This window comes from Glutamicibacter sp. Je.9.36 (genome assembly GCF_051129975.1).
Classification (GTDB): domain Bacteria; phylum Actinomycetota; class Actinomycetes; order Actinomycetales; family Micrococcaceae; genus Glutamicibacter.
This window is the reverse complement of sequence record NZ_JBCPSN010000001.1, coordinates 147,889-169,231: the sequence shown is the minus strand read 5'-3', so window position 1 is coordinate 169,231 and position 21,343 is coordinate 147,889. Positions and strand designations below refer to the sequence as shown.

The following is a 21,343-nucleotide window of genomic DNA, read 5'->3' as shown; positions in this document are numbered from 1 at the left end:
AGGCCTCGGCCGGGGTCCCACACTCGACACCACAGGAGAACTTCCCATGAAAAATCGCTTGACTCGCCGCTCGCTGCTCGCCCTCTCGGCCACTGGCGCGGTACTAGCGCTTTCCGCCTGCGGCGGCAACGTCGGCGGGGGCTCGGCCTCCGCCGAATTCCCCAGCGGCCCCATCACCCTGACCGTCGGCCAGGCGCCTGGCGGCTCCACCGACCTGATCGCGCGCGCCGCGGCGGACGGCATGGCGGATTCCCTGGGCGTGGCCCTGCCCGTGGTGAACAAGCCGGGCGCCAACGGCGCGCTGGCCACCGAAGAAGTGGCGGCCATGGCCCCGGACGGGCAGAACCTCGTGCTGCTCAACGCCTCGTTGATCACCATTACCCCGCTGGCGGTATCCGCGGACGAGGCGGTTTCGCTCGATGACCTCGATGTCCTCATGGGACTGAGCCAGGATGACTACGTCATGGTAGCCAGCACCAAGTCGGGGATGGAGAACTTCGATGACATCAAGAACAGCGGCAAGAAGCTGTCCTTCGGCACTACCGGCGTGGGCACCGGCTCGCAGCTGGCCCAGGAACTGATCCTGGCCCAGGCGGGCATCGAAGGCACCACAGTACCATTCGACTCGGGTTCCCCGGCGCTGACCGCCGTCATGGGCGACCAGGTACAGGTCTCCACAGTGCAGCTGGGCGAAGCCAAGCCGCAGATCGACGCCGGCACCGTCACCCCGATCGTGGTCTTCTCCTCCGAGCGCAACGAGTTCCTTCCCGATGTGCCCACCGCCATCGAGGCAGGCTATGAAGTCCCGGTCTCCCAGTACCGCGCCATCGCAGCCCCGAAGGGCCTGAGCGATGACGCCAAGCAGAAGCTGGTGGCCTCCATCAAGGACGCGGTAGCCACGGACACCTACACCTCGTTCAACGAGAAGAACATGCTGACCCCGAACGAGATTTCCGGCGAGGAGGTCACCGCCGAATGGAACGAGCTGGCCGCGAAGTACAAGGAACTGACCGATGAGTACGACATCTCGCTGGCCGGCAAGTAGCCTCCCGGCAGCCAGCTGATCCGGAACACTTCAAGCACAGGACAAACATCATGCAAGCCAAACACGTTGAACGCCCGCCGGTGACCGCCGCGCCCCGCGCGGAATCCGGCCCGGTGCAGCCCGAGGACGATTCGTCGCCCGAGGCGCTGACCCCGGAGGAACTCGCCGCCCAGTGGGAAGCCGAGGCCCCGGAACCGGCCGGGCCGGTGGCGAACCTTGCCTCCAGCCTGGTGGTGCTCGGGCTGGGCTGCGCCGGCATGGCGCTGTCCGTTGGCCTGGGACTGGGCACCCCCGCGGCGCCCAGCGCCGGGATGTGGCCCTTCATCGTCACGCTGATTGCCTCGGTCATGGCCGTGGTGCAGCTCATCGTGGGCAGGCGCGGCGGGAAGGACGGGGAGAAGTTCAGTGCCATGAGCTGGTACACCGTCATTGGTTTCGCCACCCTGATCCTGATGGTGGTGCTCATGCCGCTGATCGGCTTCGAGATTCCCGCGCTGCTGCTGTGCTTCGTGTGGATGCGCTGGCTGGGCGGTGAGCGCTGGCGCTCTGCCGCCTTGTATTCGGTGCTGGTGGTCGTGGCCTTCTACGCCATCTTCATCGCCGCGCTCGGCACCACGATTCCCCGACTGTTCTAAGTCGCAATTAAAGGTTGACTCCCATGGACTTCTTCGGACCAGTCCTGGACGGCTTCGGCACCGTCCTGGACCCCACAAACCTCTTGTATTGCCTGCTCGGCGTTGTCATCGGCATGCTGATCGGCGTGCTGCCGGGCCTGGGCCCGGCGGCCACGATCGCGATCCTGCTGCCGTTGACCTACGGTGTCGAGCCGGTGACCGCCATCATCATGCTGGCCGGCATCTTCTACGGTGCCCAGTACGGCGGCACGATCACCTCGGTGCTGCTGCGCCTTCCCGGCGAGGCCAGCTCCGTGGTGACGGTCTTCGACGGCTATGTCATGGCCAAGCAGGGCCGGGCCGGCACCGCACTGGGCATTGCCGCCATCGGCTCGTTTATTGGCGGCACGATCGCCATTGTGGGCCTGACCTTCCTGGCTCCGCTGGTGGCCAGTTTCGCGCTGGACTTCGGCCCGCCGGAGTACACGGCGCTGGCACTGCTGGGCATCTTGCTGGTGGCCACCATCTCCGGCGGATCCAAGATCAAGGCGATCATCGCCGCGGCGTTGGGCCTGTTCCTGGCCACGGTGGGTCGCGACGGCTTCACCGGGGCCGAGCGCTTCACCTTCGGCAACCTGTCGCTGGCCGACGGGATCGATTTCGTGCCGATCGCCATGGGCCTGTTCGGCGTGGGCGAGATCCTCTACAACCTGGAGGAGCGGCACCGGGCCGTGTCCGCCCCGCTGAAGGTGGCCAACGTGTGGCCGCGGCGCCAGGACCTGAAGCAGGCCTCCGGGGCGATCGGCCGCGGGTCGGTGCTCGGCTTCTTCCTGGGCATCTTGCCCGGCGGCGGCGCGACGATCTCCTCGCTGGCCTCCTACGCGCTGGAGAAGAAGACCGCCAAGGACCCTACGCGCTTCGGCAAGGGGGCGATCGAGGGTGTCGCCGGACCGGAAACCGCGAACAATGCGGCGGCGACCAGCTCGTTCATCCCATTGCTGACTCTGGGCATTCCTGCGAATGCGACAATGGCGATCATCTTCGGGGCGCTGCTGATCCAGGGGGTTACCCCCGGTCCGCAACTGATCTCCAATGACCCGGAATTGTTCTGGGGCGTGGTGAACTCGATGTATATCGGCAACATCCTGCTGCTGATCATGTCGATCCCGCTGATCGGGGTGTTCGTGCGGATCCTGCGCATCCGCGCCGCGATCCTGGCGCCGATCACGGCGTTGATCACCCTGCTGGGCGCGTACACCATCCGCAACTCCATGTTCGACGTGATGCTGGTGGTCATGTTCGGCGCCGTGGGCTACCTGATGAAGAAATTCGGTTTCGAGCCCGGCCCGCTGGTGCTGGCGTTCGTGCTGGGCAGCCTGCTGGAATCCAACCTGCGCCGATCCCTGCTGGTGCTGGAAGGCGACCCCTCGGGCTTCCTGTCCCGACCCATCTCCGCAACGCTGCTGGTGGTGTTCGTGTTCGTGGCCGTGTGGCCGATGATCAAGTCCGCCATCGATCAGCGCAAGAACCGCTTGGTGGCCGTGCAGGCCGTAAAGGAAAAGGAAAACGCATGAGCATCATCGTGGGATACGTCCCCACCCCAGTAGGGCAGGCCGCCGTCGACGCGGCCATCGTCGAGGCGAAGCTGCGCGCCGAACCGTTGCTGATCGTGAACTCCTCGCGCGAGGGGTCGCTGGTGGACAAGCACACCGCTTCGCCCGAGGACCTGGAACGCGTGCTGCTAGCTGCCGCCGCGGCGGGAATCGAGGCTCGCATCGTGGAGTCCAGCTACCGTGATGACCTGACCGAGGAGTTCCTCGGGCTGGCCGAGAAGCACGAGGTGTCCTTGATCGTCATCGGGCTGCGCCAGCGCAGCCAGGTGGGCAAGTTCATCATGGGCTCGCACGCCCAGCGAATCCTGCTGCAGGCGCAGCACCCGGTGCTGGCCGTCAAGGCCGGCTGACCCGCTACCGCACCGCTGCCAAGGGCCGCGGAAGGCTTCAACGGAAGCCTTCCGCGGCCTTTGCGCGTCCACGGTCCGGTGGCTCCTCAATGGTTGCAGCGCTTCAACTACTGTGAGGCTCGTCACTCAATGCACGGTTCCCGGGGAGTGCCGAAACGCCGTGCCGAATGCGCTACCGGGCGCGGAGTGCCGGAATGTCGCGGGATCGCGGGGATGGCCGCCACCTGGGCACGCAACGCGATGCCGGCTGGGTATCAAAACATGCGGATCGAGTCTTGGACGGGAGTGATCCCGGCTTACTAACGTGACTACAGGCACATGGCGATATGCGGCAGCTCACGTAAACCCGGGCCCCCGCCGCCACCCGCGATGCCGAGATTCCACCCTTTCCAAAGTATTCCCCAGATCGGAGCCCCTTTATGCCCCTGCTTGTCGTAGCGCTGGCGGTAGTCGTGCTGCTGATCCTCATGATGAGGTTCAAGCTCAACGGATTCATCGCCCTGATCCTCGTCGCCACCCTCGTGGCCTTCTGGGCCGTCGCCACCGGATCGCTGAGCGTGGACGGCGAGCCCGCGGGCGTCGCTGACATCCCGGAGATCATCACCGAGGGCCTGGGCGGGCAGCTGGGAAGCACCGCCGTCGTCATCGGCCTAGGCGCCATGATTGGCCGCGTCATGGGCGACGCCGGGGCGGCGCAGCGCATTGCCCGCAAGATCCTCTCGGTCTTCGGCGAGCGTGGCGTGCAGTGGGCCATGATCATTTCCGCGATGCTGATCGGCGTGACCATGTTCTACGAGGTCGCGTTCGTGATCCTGGTGCCGGTCGCCTTCACCCTGGTGCGCGCCACCAAGGTCAACCTGCTGTGGGTGGGCCTGCCCATGTCCATCTCGCTGTCCACCATGCATTCCTTCCTGCCCCCGCACCCGGGTCCGACCGCAGTGGCCGGGCTGTACAACGCATCGGTCGGATTGACGCTGGCCTACGGCCTGCTCATTGCCATTCCGGCCGGTGTGGCCATTGCGATGGCCTGGCCGCGGCTGTCCTTCGTGCGGCAGATGAACCCGCAGATGCCCTCGGGGCTGCTCGCGGAAAAGGACTTCGCCGACGACGAGCTGCCCTCGGGCGCCTTGTCCTTCCTGGTGGCGCTGCTGCCCATCGTGCTGATTGCCGGTTCGGAAATCCTGCGCATGACCGTGACGCTGAGCAAAGAGGCCGACGATGTGCTCGCGCTGCTGGGCTCTGCGGAAATTGCGTTGCTGATCGCCCTGCTGGTGGCGATTGCCGCCTTCGGCCCGCTGAACAACCGTTCCATGGCGCAGGTCGCCAAGTCGATGAGCGAGGCCGCACGGGCCATGGCCATGATCCTGCTGGTCATCGGCGCCGGCGGCGCCTTCAAGCAGGTGCTGGTTTCCGCCGGCATTGCCGACTACATTGCGGACACCACTGCGGGGTGGAATCTCAGCCCGCTGTTCCTCGCCTGGATCATTGCGGTGATCCTGCGCATCGCGCTGGGATCAGCTACGGTGGCGGTATCGACCGCCGCCGGCATCGCTGCACCGCTGGTCGCGGCCACCGGAGCGTCGCCTGAGCTGATGGTGCTGGCCACCGCCTGCGGCTCGATCGCCTTCAGCCACGTGAACGACCCGGGCTTCTGGATGTTCAAGGAGTATTTCAACCTCAATGTCGGGCAGGCGCTCGCGGTGCGCACCACCTACACCACGACGTTGGCGGTACTCGGGTTGCTCGGGGTCTTCGCACTGGACCTGGTGATCACCTAGGCCCGGTACGGAACTTTGAAGGAAAGACCTCTCGGCGACATGGAGCTGATGGCAGCTGCCACGGCCAGCCGGAGGTCTTTTCCGCGTCCCGGCCCTAATGCGCGGGGCCGAGCCCCGCTTCGGATTGCAGCCGCAGCATGGAGTTGCCCAAATGCATGCGCATGGCCGCGGCCGCCATGTGCGGGTCGCCGGAGGCAATGGCATCACGCACGGTGCGGTGCTCTGCGGCCACCGAACCCAGCCGGTCGGCGGTGATCGTGTCGGCCGAATCCAGCCGGCCGCGCGGCATCGCGATCATGGAGGGACCGAAATTCTCCACAGCCTGGCCGAAGTAGGGATTGCCGGTAGCCCTGGCCACGGCCAGGTGGAACTCGAAATCGCAGCTCATGCTCACCGCCGCATTGCCCGCTGCGGCCTCGAAGCCCCGCAGGGCCTGGTCCATTGCGGACAAATCCTGCGCGGTGCGGGAGCGGGCCGCGACGGCGGCGGCCTCGGTCTCGAAACCCACCCGGTACTCGATCAACTGGCGGCGTTCCTCGACGGTCCGCGGAACCAGTGCCTGGGCGGCAGGCTCGGCGGGCGGTGGAGGAGTCAAAGCGAAGCTGCCCGCGCCGCGCCGCGTGTAGACCAGCCCTTCGGCCTGCAGCCGGGTGATGGCCTCGCGGACCACGGTGCGCGATACCCCGTGCTCGGCGATCAGCTCGTTCTCGCTGGGCAGCTTCTGTCCCGGAGGGATGGCCCCGCCGCTGATCTGCGCGCGCAGGTGCCCGACCAAGGCCGATGCCAGATTGGGTTTGGCGTTGTGCATGCTTAAAGGATAAGCGCCGGAACCGCCTGGCAGGCGGTTCCGGCGCGAAGGTCCAGTCATGGGGACTCAGGCGGTGCCGAATTGCGCGGTTTCGGTGGTCCACGCGCGGGCCTGGTCGCTCAGGGTGAAGCCGAGCCCTGGCCTGTTCGGAACGATCATCCGGCCGTCCTTGGTTTCCAAGTGCTCATTGAACAGCGGGTCGAGCCAGTCGAAGTGCTCCACCCAAGGCTCGCGTGGGTAAGCTGCTGCCAGATGCAAGTGGATTTCCATTGCGAAGTGCGGTGCCAGATCCAGCCCAGCCTGGTCAGCGAAAGTTGCCAGTCTCTGGAACTGGGTGATGCCACCAACCCGGGGAGCGTCAGGCTGGATGATGTCGCAGGCGCGTGCGGCAATCAAGCGTTCGTGCTCGGATACCGAAGCAAGCATCTCTCCTGTGGCTATTGGCGTATCCAGGGCAGCGGTCAGGGCCGCATGGCCTTCAGCATCGTAGGCATCCAGCGGTTCTTCGATCCAGACGAGGTTGAACTCCTCGAGCCTGCGCCCCATGCGCAATGCGGTAGCGCGGTCCCATTGCTGGTTGGCGTCGACCATGAGCGGGAAATCCGGGCCAATATGCTCGCGCACTGCGGCAACCCGGCGCAGGTCTTCGGCGCTGTCCGGCAGGCCGACCTTGATCTTGATGCCGCCGATCCCTTCCTCGATGGACTGGGTAGCCCGATCCTTGACCTCCTCGATGCTGGCGTTCAAGAAGCCGCCGGAAGTATTGTAAGTGCGCACCGAATCGCGGTGGGAGCCGAGGAACTTGGCTAGCGGAAGCCCGGCGCGCTTGGCCTTCATATCGTAGAGCGCGATATCAAGTGCGGCCAGCGCCTGGGTCGCCACACCAGAGCGGCCCACCGAAGCGCCGGCCCAGAGGAGCTTGGTGTACAACTTGGCGATGTCACTTGGATCTTCGCCAATCATCGCTTGTGCGACTTCCTTGGCATGGGCGTACTGTGCAGGACCGCCAGCCCGCTTGGAGTAGGAGAACCCGAAACCCTCATGGCCCTGTTCCGTGGTGATCTCCGCGAAGAGGAAGACCACTTCGGTCATTGGCTTCTGGCGGCCGGTGAAAACTTTCGCATCTGAGATCGGTGTGGCCAGCGGCAACCGGGCTGTTGAAAGCTTGACGTGGCGGATGGCATCGGGGGTATAGGTCATGGCGGAAATCTCCTGTGGGGAACGCTGTGGGGGTTAGCTCATTTAATTACTTATCCTATAAGTAAGGAACTTATTACACAAGTGATTTTTCGAGTGTTTCCCTCGGGGCCTGCTGCCCCTGTCCGCTCTCTGGCCGAATGCGCCGTGAGCTGCTGCTCGGATGCTTGAAGCCGCGGAAGGTTCCCGTCTGGACGGGGCGCTCCAGGCAGTCATGGACTGTCCGCATTTCCCGAAACGCCTATTGCCTGGCCGGATCACCTACCCTTCGCAAGGCGCAGTGGTCAAGACCAGATGCTTGAGAGCATGGTTTTCAAGAACGACTGGATCCGGGGTGAAACCGAGCCCGGCTTCCGTTGGCAGGCGGATCGTACCCTCGTCAGTGAGCTTCCCTTGATGCGGCGCATGCCAAGGGTGGAGCTGGGTTTCCCAACCGAGGAAGGGGATTTCCAATTCCGGACGGAGCGACCCGTTGGCAAGCTGGACTTCCTGGTCTGCGGCGATCAGCTGCGCGGTGGCCAGAAGGGCCGGACCGTAGTAGAAGCAGTGTGGCACTACATGGACATTAAGCCGCTGACCCGCCTCGCGAATTTTGAGCATGGCGCTGAGTCCGCCAATCTTTCCGACGCTAGGCTGGGCAAACTGCAGGGCGCCGAGCTCCATATCCGAGGTCAGCCCCTGGACCCCTGAATGGTTTTCTCCACCGGAGACGTTGCCGAAACGAGCATTGAGGGCGGCTAGTGATTGCGAATCATCTGGCGGGAAGATCGGTTCTTCGATCCACAGCAGCTCCAGGTCCGCCATGGCAGCAATCGATGACCCGGCTTCGGCTGGGTGATGCCACTTGCAATTGACATCGACCATCAGCGGGTGGGAGCCCACGGCCTGCCGTGCGGCCGTGATGGCTGGAATCGAGGACTCATGGATTTTGAACGCCTTGAATCCGTGCTCCAAAGCCCTGGAAAGATGAAAAGCAACCTCCTGCGGATCCTCGGCGTAGTGGACCAAAGACGCGTAGGCATTGATTTCATGGCGGGCATCGATATTGATGAATTCCCGCAGCGTCTGTCCTGCACGACGTGCCGCTATATCCCAAAGAGCGATGTCTACTGCGGACAGTGCAAAGTGTATGGGTCCGGTGCGCCCGAAGGCGTGGAATGCATATTCGGCCGAGGCAATGCTTCCGTCGAGGGCCGATGAACGCCCCAAGAAAAAGGGGGCCACGATCTGTTCAAGGGCAGCCCATGTCGCGGGATTGGATTTGTGGCCGAAAGCTTCGCCCCAGCCGGTGAACCCATCCGCGGTGTGCACCTTCACCATTAATGATTCCATCTGGGTCAACGTGCGTGATGATGCATTGAAAGCATCGATTGATTCCGCATTGGAATCTTCCTGGCTTCGCCGCGCGGCATCAAATGGCAGTGATATCCAATAGAGCTCTATTGACACGATAGCGTCACTTAAACCGCCTTTGGCCTGCGACATTCTACTGATCTCCTATTCTCATATGGACGCATCCAGCGACTGTTCGCAGCGTGCGATGGCGTCCAGCGGTGGCTCCGAGGGGATTCCTCAAACCTATCTCGCCAGTGTGGTTGACCTCACGTTGGTGTTTAGTTTAGCGTTGAGGAATGGAGATTGGAAAGCGCATTCCTGAAGTCGATTTCGAATCGTCTTCACCAAGCGCTTCTAGCAAGGAGTCACTCATGTCGGTCCCGATTCGTAAGGGCTGCCTTCGCGTTTCGTCGAAAGGAGGTAGTGGTCAATGAGCGCCATTGCCGAACTGCAGAACCTCAGCAAGACCAATGGCCGCAAAGTCCCTCCCAAGGACAACAAGGCAGCGCATATCTTCCTCATTCCGTGGACGATCGGGCTATTCCTTATCACCCTGGGGCCCATGGCCATGTCGCTGTATCTTGCGTTCACGGACTACAACCTTTTGCAGGCTCCGTCCTTTTCAGGGTTTGAGAACATTGAACGGATGCTCGACGACCAGCGGCTGCATAATTCATTGCGGGTCACGTTCACCTACGTTTTGATCGGCGTTCCGTTGCAGCTGGCAGTGGCCCTCGCCGTAGCAATCTTGCTTGACCGGGGAATGCGCGGGCTGTCCTTTTACCGCTCAGTTTTCTACCTGCCTTCGATGCTGGGTTCCTCAGTTGCAATCGCAGTGCTGTGGAAGCAGATTTTCGGTACCACCGGCCTGGTGAATCAGCTCTTGGAAATGGTCGGTATCCAAGGCATTGGATGGATCTCCGATCCCAATACTTCCCTTGGAAGCCTGATCCTGCTCAATGTGTGGACCTTCGGCTCACCGATGGTGATCTTCCTTGCAGGTCTGCGTCAAGTTCCCATGATGTATTACGAAGCAGCCTCCATTGATGGGGCGAGCAAATGGCGACAGTTCCTGAGCATCACGTTGCCGATGATTAGCCCCATTATTTTCTTCAACCTGGTCCTGCAGATCATTGGGGCGTTCCAGAACTTCACTCAAGCTTTCATCGTGTCCAATGGATCGGGCGGTCCTGCCGATTCCACTATGTTCTTCACGCTCTACCTGTACCAGCAAGGATTCAAACAGTTCGATATGGGTTATGCCTCAGCCATGGCATGGCTCCTGGTGCTCATAGTTGGTGCATTTACCGCTGTGAACTTCTTCGTTTCTAAGTATTGGGTGTTTTACGATGACTAATCAAACTTCACTTCCTGATTCGCAAGTACGCGGTGGGTCACCGCAAGAACTCGTGCTTGATGAGGAAGAACTTCTCGGAAAAAAGCCGCCGGTTGGCGGTACTGATGAACGAGGCAAGACTGTTAAGGGTGAGAGCCCGAAGTTCAAGGTTTCAATGCGCTCATTGCTCAAGCACGCGCTACTGATCCTGGGTGCCGGAATCATGATCTATCCATTGCTGTGGATGGTAGCCAGCTCCTTCCGCCCGAACGACCTGATCTTCCGTGAGGCCGGTTTGGTTATCTCCCAGGTGGACTGGAATAACTACCCCAGCGGTTGGAACGCGCTGTCTGAACCTTTCAGCAAGTACTTGATGAACTCTGCGATTTTGGTTTTGGGATGCATCCTTGGCAACTTGGTGTCCTGCTCCATGGCGGCATACGCATTTGCCAGACTTGACTTCAAGTTCAAGAAGATCATGTTCGCGCTGATGCTGATGACCATCATGCTGCCGATCCACGTGATTATCGTTCCGCAGTACATCATGTTTTCTCAGATCGGCTGGGTCAATACCTTCTGGCCAATCATCGTTCCGAAACTGCTTGCCACGGACGGGTTCTTCATCTTCCTGATGATCCAATTCATCCGAGGAATCCCTAAGGATATGGATGAAGCAGCCCGAATCGATGGCGCCGGCCATCCACGGATCTTCCTGCAGATCATCCTGCCGCTTATGGTTCCAGCCTTGGCAACTACGGCAATCTTCACGTTCATCTGGACCTGGAGCGACTTCTTTACCTCACTGATCTACCTCACCAACCCGAGTAACTACACCGTGCAAGTTGCGCTCAACGCTTTCATAGACTCCACCGGAGAATCCAACTGGGGAGCACTGTTCGCAATGTCAATCGTCACGTTGGTCCCTGTATTCCTGGCCTTCCTCTTCGGGCAGAAATACCTGGTCAAGGGCATCGCAACTACTGGTATCAAATAGCAGGAATATGCCACTGGCCTAGGACAACAGCGCTAGGCCAGTGGCATCGCCCGATACCAGACACAAGCGCCAGAAATATATCGTAGGAGAAACCGCATGGGAAGCTCATCACGCACCAGCTACGTACTGATCGGCACAGGGAACCGATGCGAAATGTACCTGACTGCTATCTTCGGTGAACATAGCGACGTCGCTGAACTTGTCGCATTGGCAGATACCAACCAGGGGCGAATCGAGTACTACCAAGACGTAGTTGAACAGACCTTCGGCGAGAAGGTCGGGTCCTTTGACCCGCAAGACTTGGCCAAAGTCATTCGAGAACGCCGCATTGACCGGGTAATCATCACGAGCCCGGACTACACGCATGCTGAGCTGATCTGCACCGCTCTGTATGCCGGCGCCGACGTGATAGTTGAGAAGCCACTAACAATTGATGCGCCGAGCACCGCCCGTATAGCTCGGGCGGTGGAAGAAAGCGGCCATCAAATCGTGGTCACGTTTAACTACCGTTATTCTCCTCGGAATACAGCCCTGAAGAAGGCCATCGACGATGGGAAAATCGGCCAAGTCACCTCCGTGGACTTCAACTGGATGCTGGATACCGTTCACGGAGCAGACTACTTTCGCCGATGGCATCGACTCAAGGAAAACTCTGGCGGCTTGCTAATCCATAAGTCCAGCCATCATTTCGATCTGGTCAATTGGTGGCTCGACGATTCACCGCAGAAGGTCTTTGCAACTGGAGGGCTGAAGTTCTACGGGCCCGACAATGCAGAGTTCAGGGGCCGCCAAGCCAACGAACGCGGTACCCACGGGCTAAGCGATAAGGATCCGTTCGATTTGGATCTTCGCAGCGATGAGCGGCTGGAAAAGCTCTATCTAGAGAACGAACACTTTGATGGGTACCGCCGAGACCAGGGAGTCTTCAATGGCGAGATCACCATCGAAGACAATTTGAGCCTGACTGCTGAGTATCAAAACGGACCGGTGCTTTCATATTCCCTGAACGCGCACAGCCCATGGGAAGGATACCGGGTTGCGGTAAACGGGACGGAAGGACGCCTGGAACTGGACGTTGTCGAACGGGCAGCAGTACTGCCCGCGGCCGGCGGGCATCCGGTGGATCCTTCATATAGCAATGACGGCCAGAGCGGCAATGCCAGGTCGAAAGGCGAGAGATTGCTTTTGCAGCGGCATTGGGAAGAAGCAGTGGAGATCCAGATCGAAAACTCGAATGGATCGCATGGTGGCGGCGACAAGCTCCTGCTCGAAGAGCTCTTCCGCGGAGCCAACGAGGATGGATATGCGCGGCAAGCCGGATTCATCGACGGTGTGCGCGCCATTGCTGTCGGGATTTGCGGAAATCAATCGCTGGAAACCAGGCAGCTCGTGGACGTCGGGAGTGCTGGCCTGGGCGTGGACGTTTCGGTTCAACCGAAGGTCAAGGTGTAAACGGAGCCATGGGTGAAAAAGTCGTCATCACCGGGGGATCAGGGCGTTTAGGCCGTGCCGTGCTCGCGGGGTTTTCCCACGCAGGGCATGAAGTGATCTCTCTTGACAGGCAGCTTCCGGAAGAACCTCTCGATGGCGTGGAGTATCACTGCATCGATCTGATGGATGCGAAGGCTACGCATGCGCTATTCGAGCAGCTTGCTCCGCAAGCGGTGGTGTCCCTCGCGGCAATGGCTGTTCCTTTCATGGCCCCGGAAGAGGTGCTTCTGCACACGAACGCGACCATTGCCCATAACGTCACCTCGGCGGCAGTGGAGTCCGGTGCTACCCGGGTGGTGCTGGCCTCCAGCCCATCAATAATGGGCTACGGTTCTCCGGGCGGATGGGTGCCGGAGAAGCTGCCTCTTGATGAAAACGAAGTTCCCAAGCCATGGCATGCTTATGGGCTTTCAAAATTCGTCGCCGAGCAGATTGCCGCCATGTTCGCAGCGAAAATGGGACCGGCAAGTTCGGTGAAGTTCGCTTCCTTCAGGCCCTGCTATGTGATCGCAGAGGAAGAATGGGCCGGCGCTCCAACGCAGCAGGGACACACTGTTGCTGAGCGGCTACAAGATCCTCGCTTGTCAGCGCCCGCGCTATTCAATTACGTTGATGCGCGGGATGTGGCAGATTTCCTGCTGGTACTGCTTGAACGGTTTGACCGCGTAGAGAATGGCTCGGTGTTCTTCGTTGGTGCAAAGGATGCCATGGCAACGCGTCCGCTCGCAGAGCTGATCCCCGAGATTTATCCGGAGCTCGAGGACGTTGCAGCGGGACTCACCACGGATAGCCCGGCCTTCAGTATCCAGAAAGCGCGAGATGTCCTCGGCTGGGAACCGAAACGCAGCTGGCGCTCGGAATTGAAGGCCACCGTATAAAAGGTATCGGTACATAAAATCATTGGCTGGGAAACCTCTAAAGGATTTCCCAGCCAATAATTGTTTAGGGGTGCGCTTAGCGTTGAAGTACTGCCGGCCGTGGCAAACCGTTAACCAGGTTTGAGGGCCAGAGCGGATCGAAGGTGAGAACCTCAAAATCCCCGGACTCGGTCAGCAGCATGGTGTCCTCAACTTTGAACGCCAGACCATCGCGTGCTGCACTCGGATTGAACGCAAAAGCCTGGTTCAACTGGAAGAGATCAGTTGCTCCTGGGGTGAGCCGGGGATCTCGTCCGTTGTAGCCGGCAATGCCGCCTTGATGATGCAATGACCATTCCCCGGCATCGAAACCATGCTCCGGGTAGGATCCCTGGATGACGGGCAGTAATTCACCGAGAACGCCGCCAGGGCGAATTGCCGCAAGGATATCTGCCTCGACAGCCAGGATGTCGTCTTCTCCAGAGAGTTCCTGAGGCGTCGGCGCACCGAATCGAACCCACCTGGTGATGTTGGCAATGAGCCCATGACGTCTTACGCACAGCACTGCCATGGCTTTGCCTCCGAGCGGGGCCGCGGTGGGCAGGGGGTGCCGGGCTGTGGCACGTGAATCGCCGCTGACCAAGGCAACGAGCACTTCGCCTCCTTGGGCGACGGCTCCAGCTGTCAGCTTGGCTGCCACGTCGAACTCGGAATCATCGCTACGGGCGGCCGACAGCACTTGGGTCATGAGTGCAGCGGTGTCGCGGCAAAGAGCGCGATACCTATTAATCTCAGTTTCGTTGAGTGCTGAGCGAAGGGCTCGCAAAGCGGACTCGATTTCCCGCTCGCTGAGGATCTTCTGTCCGCTCGCCGCTGGAAACCATTCTCGGACATCGTCGAGATCCTGGTACCAGGCGGTGACATGCACCGAAACCTGTTCCACGCTGCCGAGCTCTTCTAGCTGGATCCGTGCAGCTTCGCTCACAGACGTTGCAAGCTCGCACCCCTGGGCATGAACCAGAACCCGGGCAATGGGTGGTGCCGCAAGAGATACGTGCGTGCGGGCACCGCCCAAGAGCCAGGCAAGCGAGGCGGGGGTTGAGAGAAGCAGATACTGCCCATCGCGGCTTCTAATGAGCTCGACCAGTTGGGCATGCTTCTTTGCGTATTCATGAGTGGCGGTGGTGGGCACAATCAGCCTTCCTTGGAACCTGAACCGTATTTTCGGGCTAGCAGGGCCACGGCCTGCACCGGGACCCTCCCATCAACCACGAGTACTCGTACCTGGCGGGTTATCGACTCCTGAGGGTCCAGCACAACCGGTGTAGACCAGGCCAGGGAACTGCCGACACCCGGATATCCGGAACTGCGAACAAACCATGGGTCATCATGCTCACTGCAGAAAATGACGGTGGCATCCCCGTGGCCTTCAGCAAGATCAGCCAAAGCCACCGCGTCCGAGGAGAACGTGGCACTGAAGGCGAGCCACGGACTATGCACACCGTGGACTTGCGATTCCCCGGAAGCCGATGGGGTAAAAATCTGTGGATCAGCGATTGGCGGCAGACGCCAGAAGAAACCTCCGTAGCCGCCGTTGTGACGGCCGTTGGTACCCGGAGAGCCAAGCGACACCTGGCGTTCGCGCGCCGAGAGCCTGAAACTGAAATCCAGGCTCCAGCCGGTGATGGCGCTTTCATGGTCCTCAAATGCATTGAGCTCAATCGAACGGTGCTCATCGAGCAGGATTTCCTGTTCGTGGCTGACCCATTCAAGCTGCGAATCCAAAGCGCTGCCATTGCGGGCGAACGCATTGGACACTGTGCGGATATGTCCATGGTCCGCGCGCCATATGTAGCGTGACGCGTCGCGGGTGTAGGTGCGCCCTCCCCAGAAATTGGTCCCGTTCACATCTTGCAATGCAACCCCGACACCTAGATGCCAGGTGTGGTCAAGCGGTTGCTGCTCACTGACAACAACTCCGTTGAAGGTCTTCAGGTTATCCAAGAAAGGACGCGGTGAATTGGTGCGGGAAATATCTTCTCCCGTCCGCAACTCCGCAAGGGTGCGCTGCTTCCCCGTTGCGGGGTTGATCAGCGACAACGAGCCACTGGTTTTCGCTGGCAAGGCCCAAGGCGCTCCGAGCGAAGAGAAACTGGACTGCGCCGCCACCGCTCGGTCGATGAATCGTTCGATGTTCGGTATCACTGGGTGGAAATCTGCTCCATCCCCTGCAGGGATAACCTGCTCTTCTGCGATCTGAGTTGGAGCATCCGAGGTCCGTATCTGCTCGAGGACGCGCATGAAAGCACCGGCCGACGCCAAAGAGCTCAAGAGTTCGGTTTCGCTGCCGTTGCGCACCTCGACGAGGTTCTCGAGAAGGTTGACTCGTCCGAAAACTTCAGAAGATTCTGGAAGCCCCAAGTCCGGGTTGGGTCGAACCAGCAGCTCATCACGGGTGTAGTACAACGTTGCGGTGCCCTCGGTGCCATAGATGGTGATCCATGGATCCTGCTGTTCACTGGCGCAAACGGTCAGCGCGGCAATGACGGGGATTCCGGTGCTCGTTTGCACGCGCACCACGGAGGTATCGTCTGCTTCGATGCTGTGGGCGTGATACAGCTCGGTGGCCAGATGGGCGACATCCTGGGCTTTGCGCGCTCCGGCGATGTGCAAGGCGCTGGCGACCGCGTGGGCCAGGGGATTGGTCACTACACCGTCGGCAATCTCGACGCCGTCGAGTTTCCGATGTCCTGCCCAAGACGAACGTTCATAGTAGCCCGTGGTGCGGAGCCAATTTCCACTGGCACCCACCGCACGCAGGGCCCCGATGGGAGAGTTCTTCGCGTTATCGGCGAAGAACCCATCTATGGTTTTCAAGGCTGTCGAGCCAAGGGCCTGGAACCCTACCTGCACGTGGGCGCCAGCTTCGGCCGCGGCTTGCAGCAGGCGTGAATACTGATCCAGGGTCGCTGTCGGCGGTTTTTCGAGGTAGAGATCGGCACCTGTATGCAAGGCCTTCATCGCCAGGTCGGCATGCGTACTGATCGGCGTTGAAATAATGATGATGTCCGGGGTTAATCCGGAGCTGAGGAAAGCATCAAAGTCGGCGAACACGTGCGTGTCCTTGCCGCGAATCTCTTTCCCGGGATCGACCGGATCGATGCCGGCAAGGAACGTGATTTTCTCCTCGGCTGCGAGTCGATGGATATTTGCCAGATGCTGGCGTCCGAATCCGTTCAGACCAATCAGCACCACCGCAGGAGCAGTTGGCGCTGCCAGGGCACTAGTCGTTGCAGATCCCGCTGCGGTGGCTTGCTGATTCATCGTGTTCCTTCAGAGATATTCGAATTCAGATCAGTTTAATGCGCTGGCCGGCTGAACGCCCGCAGCTTGCTCAAGGTGGGGCAGTACGAGAGTTTCGTAGCGCTGGGACATGGTTGCCAAGGTCAGCGCGGAATCCTGCTGGTTGATCTCGTCATTGAAGATCTCGACTTCAACTGGACCTCGGTATCCGGCCTGTGACACCCATCGGGAAATCGCCGAGAAATCGATATGGCCGTCGCCCATCATGCCTCTGGATTGCAGTGCATTGCTGGCAATCGGCAGATTGAAATCACAGATCTGGTAGCTGGCCAGGCGATGCTCAAGGCCTGCCCGCTGGATCTGCTGCTGCAACTGCGGATCCCAGAACACATGGAAGGTGTCAACAACAACGCCCACGGCCTTGGTTGGATAAGGACTGGCCAAGTCCAGGGCCTGTCCGAGTGTGGAAAGCACCGCTCGGTCGGCGGCATACATTGGATGCAACGGTTCTAGCACCAGCCGAACGCCGTGTTCCAGGGCGATGGGAACCAGTTCTTCCAAGCCGCGCGCGACGCGATCGCGAGCCGCGACAATGTTCTTGTCTGCTGGATCCCCGGTGCCGCCCAGAATATGTGCGGCCGACGGCAAGCCGCCCACGACCATGATCAATTCATTGGCGCCGATGACGGCAGCTTCCTCGATGGCCTGCCGGTTCGATGCCAGCGCGGCAGCTTGGGCTTCGGCAGAAGGTGCAGTGAGAAAGCCGCCACGGCACAAGGTGCTGGCTTTGAGCCCTGCCCCAGCAATGATCTGGGCTGCTGGTCCAGCGCCGCCGGCCTCGGCAAGCAAATGCCGCCACGGACCAATATGGCTCAGGCCCGCCTGCGCTGCAGCTTCGGCGGCTTCGTGGAGGCTGAGATTCGGGGTAGTGCCGGTATTAAGCGATAGTTCGAATGTCATGACACACCTGTCAGGGACGAAGTTGTAGTTTTGATGCCAGAAATTGCCAGGAGCTGTTCCATTCGCTCAGCAGCCAGATCCGGGTTTTGCAACAGGCCAGCGCCATCAGCGAGAACGAATGTGCGCACCAAATGCGGCAGGGAACGTCCGGCGTGCAGCCCGCCGATCATCTGGAAACCGCTTTGGTGCCCATTGAGCCACGAAAGGAAGGCAATCCCGGTCTTGTAGTAGAAAGTTGGGGCGCTGAAAATATGCAATCCCAGCTCTCTGGTGGAGTCCAGGATCTTCCGGCCGCGTTCTGCGTCGCCTGCATCGAAAGCCTGCAGGGCCGTTGACGCAGCGGGATAGATGGCGGCGAAAATTCCCAGCAACGCATCGGAATGCAGTTGCCCGTCACCGTGAATCAGCTCGGGATAGTTGAAATCGTCGCCTGTGTAGAGGCGCACTCCAGCTGGCAATGCGGCACGAAGCTGCTTCTCATGCTCGGCATTGAGCAAAGAGACTTTGACGCCGTCGATTTTCGACGCATGCTGCTCCAGAATGGACTGGAAAACCCCGGTGGCTTCTGCCAAATCCTGTGTTCCCCAGTAGCCGCTCAACTGTGGATCGAACATGTCGCCAAGCCAATGCAGGATCACTGGCTGCTTGGCAGCGTCGAGCAAAGTCGCATACACGTCCAGATAATCCTGCGAGGTGCGCGCAGCCTTGACCAGGGCCCGGGAGCACATCAAGATCGCCTTCGAACCTGAATCTTCAACAAGGCGCAGCATCTCCAAATAAGCGTTGGTGACTTCAGCCAGCTGGCCCGGCTGGACAGTGTCTGCCGACAGCTGGTCCGTGCCGACACCGCAGGCGAGAATATCCCTGACGGTGAGCCCGGCTAAGGCCGGGTAGCTGTTCTTCTGGAGAACCCCGGCCGCTTCGATCGCCGATCGCCTGATCAACTCGCAGGTAGCCGCGTAGTCCAGCCCCATGCCTCGCTGCGCCGTATCCATTGCATCGGCGACACCCAGCCCGTAGGACCATAGCTCGTGCCGGTAGGCCAGCGTCGCATCCCAATCGATGCTTGCCGGCGCGCCAGGCGTATTGTCTGCTCCCATGAGGGGGATGACATGGGCTGCGGCATAGGCCTTGCGCGAGGAAAGCGGGGCAGACGGCCGCTGGAATTCTCCTGGGCCTTTCAACCGATAGGAAAAGTTCTGCCCGTTTTCGTCAATGAGTGTCAATTCGGGCAAGGATGCGTAGCTCATAGCGTGATCTCCGGGATATCGAGGGTGCGGCGTTCAGCGGCTGACTGCAATCCCAAAGCCGCCAGCTGGACACCGCGAGCTGCCGAAAGCAGGCCATACTGGTGCTCGCGTCCGGCTGCGACGTCGGCCAAGAAATCTTCCCACTGCAGCTTGAAGCCGTTATCCAGGTCGGCATTGGCGGGAACTTCCATCCACTGGTCGCGGAACGACTCAGTGACTGGCAGATCGGGGTTCCAAACAGGCTTCGGAGTGTGGGCGCGTTGCTGGGCAACGCACTTGTTCAATCCCGCTACGGCGGAACCGTGGGTGCCGTCGATCTGGAATTCCACCAGCTCATCGCGGTAGACGCGCACTGCCCACGAGGAGTTGATCTGCGCAATTACTGCATCGCCGGAAGGAGTTTCGAGTTCGAAGATGCCGTAGGCCGCATCATCTGCGGTGGCGTCGTAGGCTTCGCCTCGTTCGTCCCAGCGGGTAGGGATGTGGGTTGCCGTGGTCGAGGTGACCGACTTGACCTTGCCGATGATTCCTTCAAGGACGTAGTTCCAGTGGCAGTACATGTCGGTGGTCATCGATCCGCCATCCGCAAGACGGTAGTTCCAGGAAGGCCGCTGCGCTTCCTGGATGTCTCCCTCGAATACCCAGTAGCCGAACTCGCCGCGCATTGAGAGAATGCGTCCGAAGAAGCCTTCGTCGACCAAGCGGCGTAACTTCACCAGGCCCGGCAAGTAGAGCTTGTCGTGCACGACGCCAGCGGTAATTCCCTTGGCCTGTGCCTGGCGGGCGAGATCCACGGCCTCTTCGAGGGTTTCAGCGGTCGGTTTCTCGGTAAAGATATGCTTGCCCGCCCCGATGGCTTTCGACAGCGTTTCGTAACGCAAGGAAGTCATGGACGCGTCGAAAATGATGTCGACACTCGGGTCGTCAATCAGGGAGTCAAGATCGGTGCTGTAGTGCTCAACCTGGTGCTTCTGAGCAAGTTCGCGCAGCTTCGCTTCGTTACGTCCAACGAGGATCGGTTCAACGGTCAGCTTCGAACCGTCCCCGAGAGTGATTCCTCCCTGGTCTCGGATAGGAAGGATTGAACGCAGCAAGTGCTGGCGGTATCCCATGCGGCCGGTGATGCCGTTCATGGCGATGCGTAGAACTTTTGTTTCTGTCACTGGGGTCTCCTCAAAACGGGGAATGCGTAAGGGAATAGAATGGGAATGCGCTTTCCACGATAGTGAGGTGTAATTGGAGTGTCAACCATCACGTTCGTGAAAGATAAGCTTGTGCCAAGTTGCAGAGAATGATAAGGATTTCAGATGGCTGTTCGACTAACTGATGTGGCTAATGAAGCCGGGGTTTCCCTGGCGACCGCTTCGCGAGTGCTCAATGGGTCAGCGCGCAAGCCGGCTGTGGAAATCTCAGATAAAGTGCGTGCTGCGGCTGAAAAGCTCGGATACTTCCCCAATGCCCAAGCGCAAGCGCTTGCCAGATCCACCACGAAGCTGATCGGCTTAGTGGTCAGGGACATAGCCGACCCCTACTTCTCTACCATCGCCCGGGGAGTGCAGCGTTCTCTTGGTGATAGCGGTGTCCAGCTGCTTTTGGCCAGCACGGAGTACGATCCCGAGCGGGAAATCGAAGCAGTTCAGGCCTTCATGTCGCAACGGACGGACGCTATCATCCTGTCGGGATCGCGCAGTTTGGGCGAGAACGGGCAGTTGCTGAAACTGATCGAGAATTATCAGGAAAATGGTGGCCAAGTCATGATTATCGGCCAGCCCATGACCGATATGGGCGGCATACAAATCGACAACGAGGCAACTGCCGAGCACCTGGCGGCCGAGCTGATCAGTGCCGGCCACCGCAGGTTTGTCGTATTGGCCGGGGAAGCGAATCTGCTGACATCGAGGGACCGTTCCAACGGGTTCCTGGAGAAGCTGAAGCGCAGTGGCCTGGACGCAGAGGAAGTTATCAGCGGTCCCTTCTCGCGCGAGGGGGCCTATGTTGCAATGAGCGACTACCTCAAGCGGCAGAAGTCGGCAGGTGGTGTCCCTCGGGTGTGCGTGTTCTGCGTTTCGGATGTCATGGCCCTGGGCGCCATTCGGGCGATTCGCGAGAACCGCTTGCGTATTCCCGAAGATATCGCTGTGGTTGGATTCGATGATATCCCGACCCTTATCGACATTACGCCCACGGTCAGCACTGCTCGACTTCCTCTGGAAGAAATCGGAAAATGGGCTGGTGAGATGGCATTGAATCACGGCGAGCTGCGGAAGATTGTGGTTTCCGGTGTGCCAGTCCTGCGCGAGTCCACGCAGCTGGCTGACGGCCAATAGCGATGTTCATTGGGAATCGTGCCATGCGAAAACTAACTGACTTGATTCCCGAAACCCCTTGACCAGTGACCGCAATCACATCTAG

At 60.1% G+C, this 21,343-nt stretch carries 18 protein-coding genes; 10 read left to right on the top strand and 8 right to left on the bottom strand.

Annotated elements, in window-relative coordinates; translation table 11 throughout:
* Window positions 1-46: 46 nt before the first annotated feature.
* The 5 genes from AAZQ98_RS00790 (at window position 47) to AAZQ98_RS00770 (ending at window position 5,400) form a co-directional block, all read left to right on the top strand.
* Window positions 47-1,045: a Bug family tripartite tricarboxylate transporter substrate binding protein gene (locus AAZQ98_RS00790; protein WP_105661987.1), complete on the top strand. Its 999-nt coding sequence runs from the start codon at window positions 47-49 to the stop codon at window positions 1,043-1,045.
* 50 nt (window positions 1,046-1,095) lie between these two features.
* On the top strand, window positions 1,096-1,680 hold the full coding sequence (locus tag AAZQ98_RS00785) for a tripartite tricarboxylate transporter TctB family protein (RefSeq protein ID WP_434689163.1): 585 nt from the start codon (window positions 1,096-1,098) through the stop codon (window positions 1,678-1,680).
* Window positions 1,681-1,703: 23 nt separating this feature from the next.
* Window positions 1,704-3,233 (top strand): tripartite tricarboxylate transporter permease, encoded by a 1,530-nt coding sequence (locus AAZQ98_RS00780; protein WP_105656285.1) that lies wholly within the window; start codon window positions 1,704-1,706, stop codon window positions 3,231-3,233.
* Window positions 3,230-3,622 carry a universal stress protein gene (locus AAZQ98_RS00775; protein WP_434689161.1) on the top strand — a complete coding sequence of 131 codons (393 nt, stop codon included), beginning with the start codon at window positions 3,230-3,232 and terminating at the stop codon, window positions 3,620-3,622. The genes AAZQ98_RS00780 and AAZQ98_RS00775 overlap by 4 nt, the downstream gene beginning before the upstream one ends.
* A 419-nt stretch (window positions 3,623-4,041) precedes the next feature.
* Window positions 4,042-5,400: a gluconate:H+ symporter gene (locus AAZQ98_RS00770; RefSeq protein ID WP_332730670.1), complete on the top strand. Its 1,359-nt coding sequence runs from the start codon at window positions 4,042-4,044 to the stop codon at window positions 5,398-5,400.
* A 94-nt stretch (window positions 5,401-5,494) separates the two neighbouring features.
* Here AAZQ98_RS00770 and AAZQ98_RS00765 read toward each other — a convergent pair whose 3' ends face one another.
* From AAZQ98_RS00765 to AAZQ98_RS00755, 3 genes are all read right to left on the bottom strand, one after another.
* Window positions 5,495-6,208, bottom strand: coding sequence for a FadR/GntR family transcriptional regulator (locus AAZQ98_RS00765; RefSeq protein ID WP_434689159.1), 714 nt, complete (start codon window positions 6,206-6,208; stop codon window positions 5,495-5,497).
* 66 nt (window positions 6,209-6,274) lie between these two features.
* On the bottom strand, window positions 6,275-7,408 hold the full coding sequence (locus AAZQ98_RS00760; RefSeq protein ID WP_105656289.1) for an L-talarate/galactarate dehydratase: 1,134 nt from the start codon (window positions 7,406-7,408) through the stop codon (window positions 6,275-6,277).
* 258 nt (window positions 7,409-7,666) lie between these two features.
* Window positions 7,667-8,890 (bottom strand): mandelate racemase/muconate lactonizing enzyme family protein, encoded by a 1,224-nt coding sequence (locus AAZQ98_RS00755; protein ID WP_434689157.1) that lies wholly within the window; start codon window positions 8,888-8,890, stop codon window positions 7,667-7,669.
* A gap of 280 nt (window positions 8,891-9,170) precedes the next feature.
* Here AAZQ98_RS00755 and AAZQ98_RS00750 point away from each other — a divergent pair, with 280 nt between their 5' ends.
* From AAZQ98_RS00750 to AAZQ98_RS00735, 4 genes are all read left to right on the top strand, one after another.
* Entirely contained in the window at window positions 9,171-10,097 is a 927-nt protein-coding gene (locus tag AAZQ98_RS00750; protein WP_434689155.1) for a carbohydrate ABC transporter permease, read from the top strand.
* Entirely contained in the window at window positions 10,090-11,070 is a 981-nt protein-coding gene (locus AAZQ98_RS00745; protein ID WP_434689153.1) for a carbohydrate ABC transporter permease, read from the top strand. The genes AAZQ98_RS00750 and AAZQ98_RS00745 overlap by 8 nt, the downstream gene beginning before the upstream one ends.
* Window positions 11,071-11,166: 96 nt before the next feature.
* The gene (locus AAZQ98_RS00740; RefSeq protein ID WP_434689151.1) at window positions 11,167-12,522 is read left to right on the top strand and encodes a Gfo/Idh/MocA family protein; all 1,356 of its coding nucleotides are present in this window, start codon (window positions 11,167-11,169) and stop codon (window positions 12,520-12,522) included.
* Window positions 12,523-12,530: 8 nt separating this feature from the next.
* The gene (locus AAZQ98_RS00735) at window positions 12,531-13,439 is read left to right on the top strand and encodes an NAD-dependent epimerase/dehydratase family protein (RefSeq protein ID WP_434689150.1); all 909 of its coding nucleotides are present in this window, start codon (window positions 12,531-12,533) and stop codon (window positions 13,437-13,439) included.
* Window positions 13,440-13,515: 76 nt separating this feature from the next.
* Here AAZQ98_RS00735 and AAZQ98_RS00730 read toward each other — a convergent pair whose 3' ends face one another.
* From AAZQ98_RS00730 to AAZQ98_RS00710, 5 genes are read right to left on the bottom strand one after another with little or no spacing between them, the layout of a single operon-like run.
* A complete protein-coding gene (locus tag AAZQ98_RS00730; RefSeq protein ID WP_434689148.1) occupies window positions 13,516-14,610 on the bottom strand; it encodes a M24 family metallopeptidase in 1,095 nt (364 codons plus the stop codon).
* A 2-nt stretch (window positions 14,611-14,612) separates the two neighbouring features.
* Window positions 14,613-16,742 (bottom strand): DUF6807 family protein, encoded by a 2,130-nt coding sequence (locus AAZQ98_RS00725; protein WP_434689146.1) that lies wholly within the window; start codon window positions 16,740-16,742, stop codon window positions 14,613-14,615.
* A gap of 30 nt (window positions 16,743-16,772) precedes the next feature.
* Window positions 16,773-17,681, bottom strand: a complete 909-nt coding sequence (locus tag AAZQ98_RS00720; RefSeq protein WP_105661980.1) for a sugar phosphate isomerase/epimerase family protein — start codon at window positions 17,679-17,681, stop codon at window positions 16,773-16,775.
* Window positions 17,678-18,916, bottom strand: a complete 1,239-nt coding sequence (locus tag AAZQ98_RS00715; protein ID WP_400289622.1) for a dihydrodipicolinate synthase family protein — start codon at window positions 18,914-18,916, stop codon at window positions 17,678-17,680. The genes AAZQ98_RS00720 and AAZQ98_RS00715 overlap by 4 nt, the downstream gene beginning before the upstream one ends.
* Before the next feature lie 11 nt (window positions 18,917-18,927).
* A complete protein-coding gene (locus tag AAZQ98_RS00710) occupies window positions 18,928-20,064 on the bottom strand; it encodes a Gfo/Idh/MocA family protein (RefSeq protein ID WP_434690086.1) in 1,137 nt (378 codons plus the stop codon).
* Window positions 20,065-20,238: 174 nt separating this feature from the next.
* On the opposite strand from AAZQ98_RS00710, the gene AAZQ98_RS00705 reads away from it, so the two are divergent.
* Window positions 20,239-21,258 carry a LacI family DNA-binding transcriptional regulator gene (locus AAZQ98_RS00705; protein ID WP_434689144.1) on the top strand — a complete coding sequence of 340 codons (1,020 nt, stop codon included), beginning with the start codon at window positions 20,239-20,241 and terminating at the stop codon, window positions 21,256-21,258.
* Window positions 21,259-21,343: the final 85 nt, after the last annotated feature.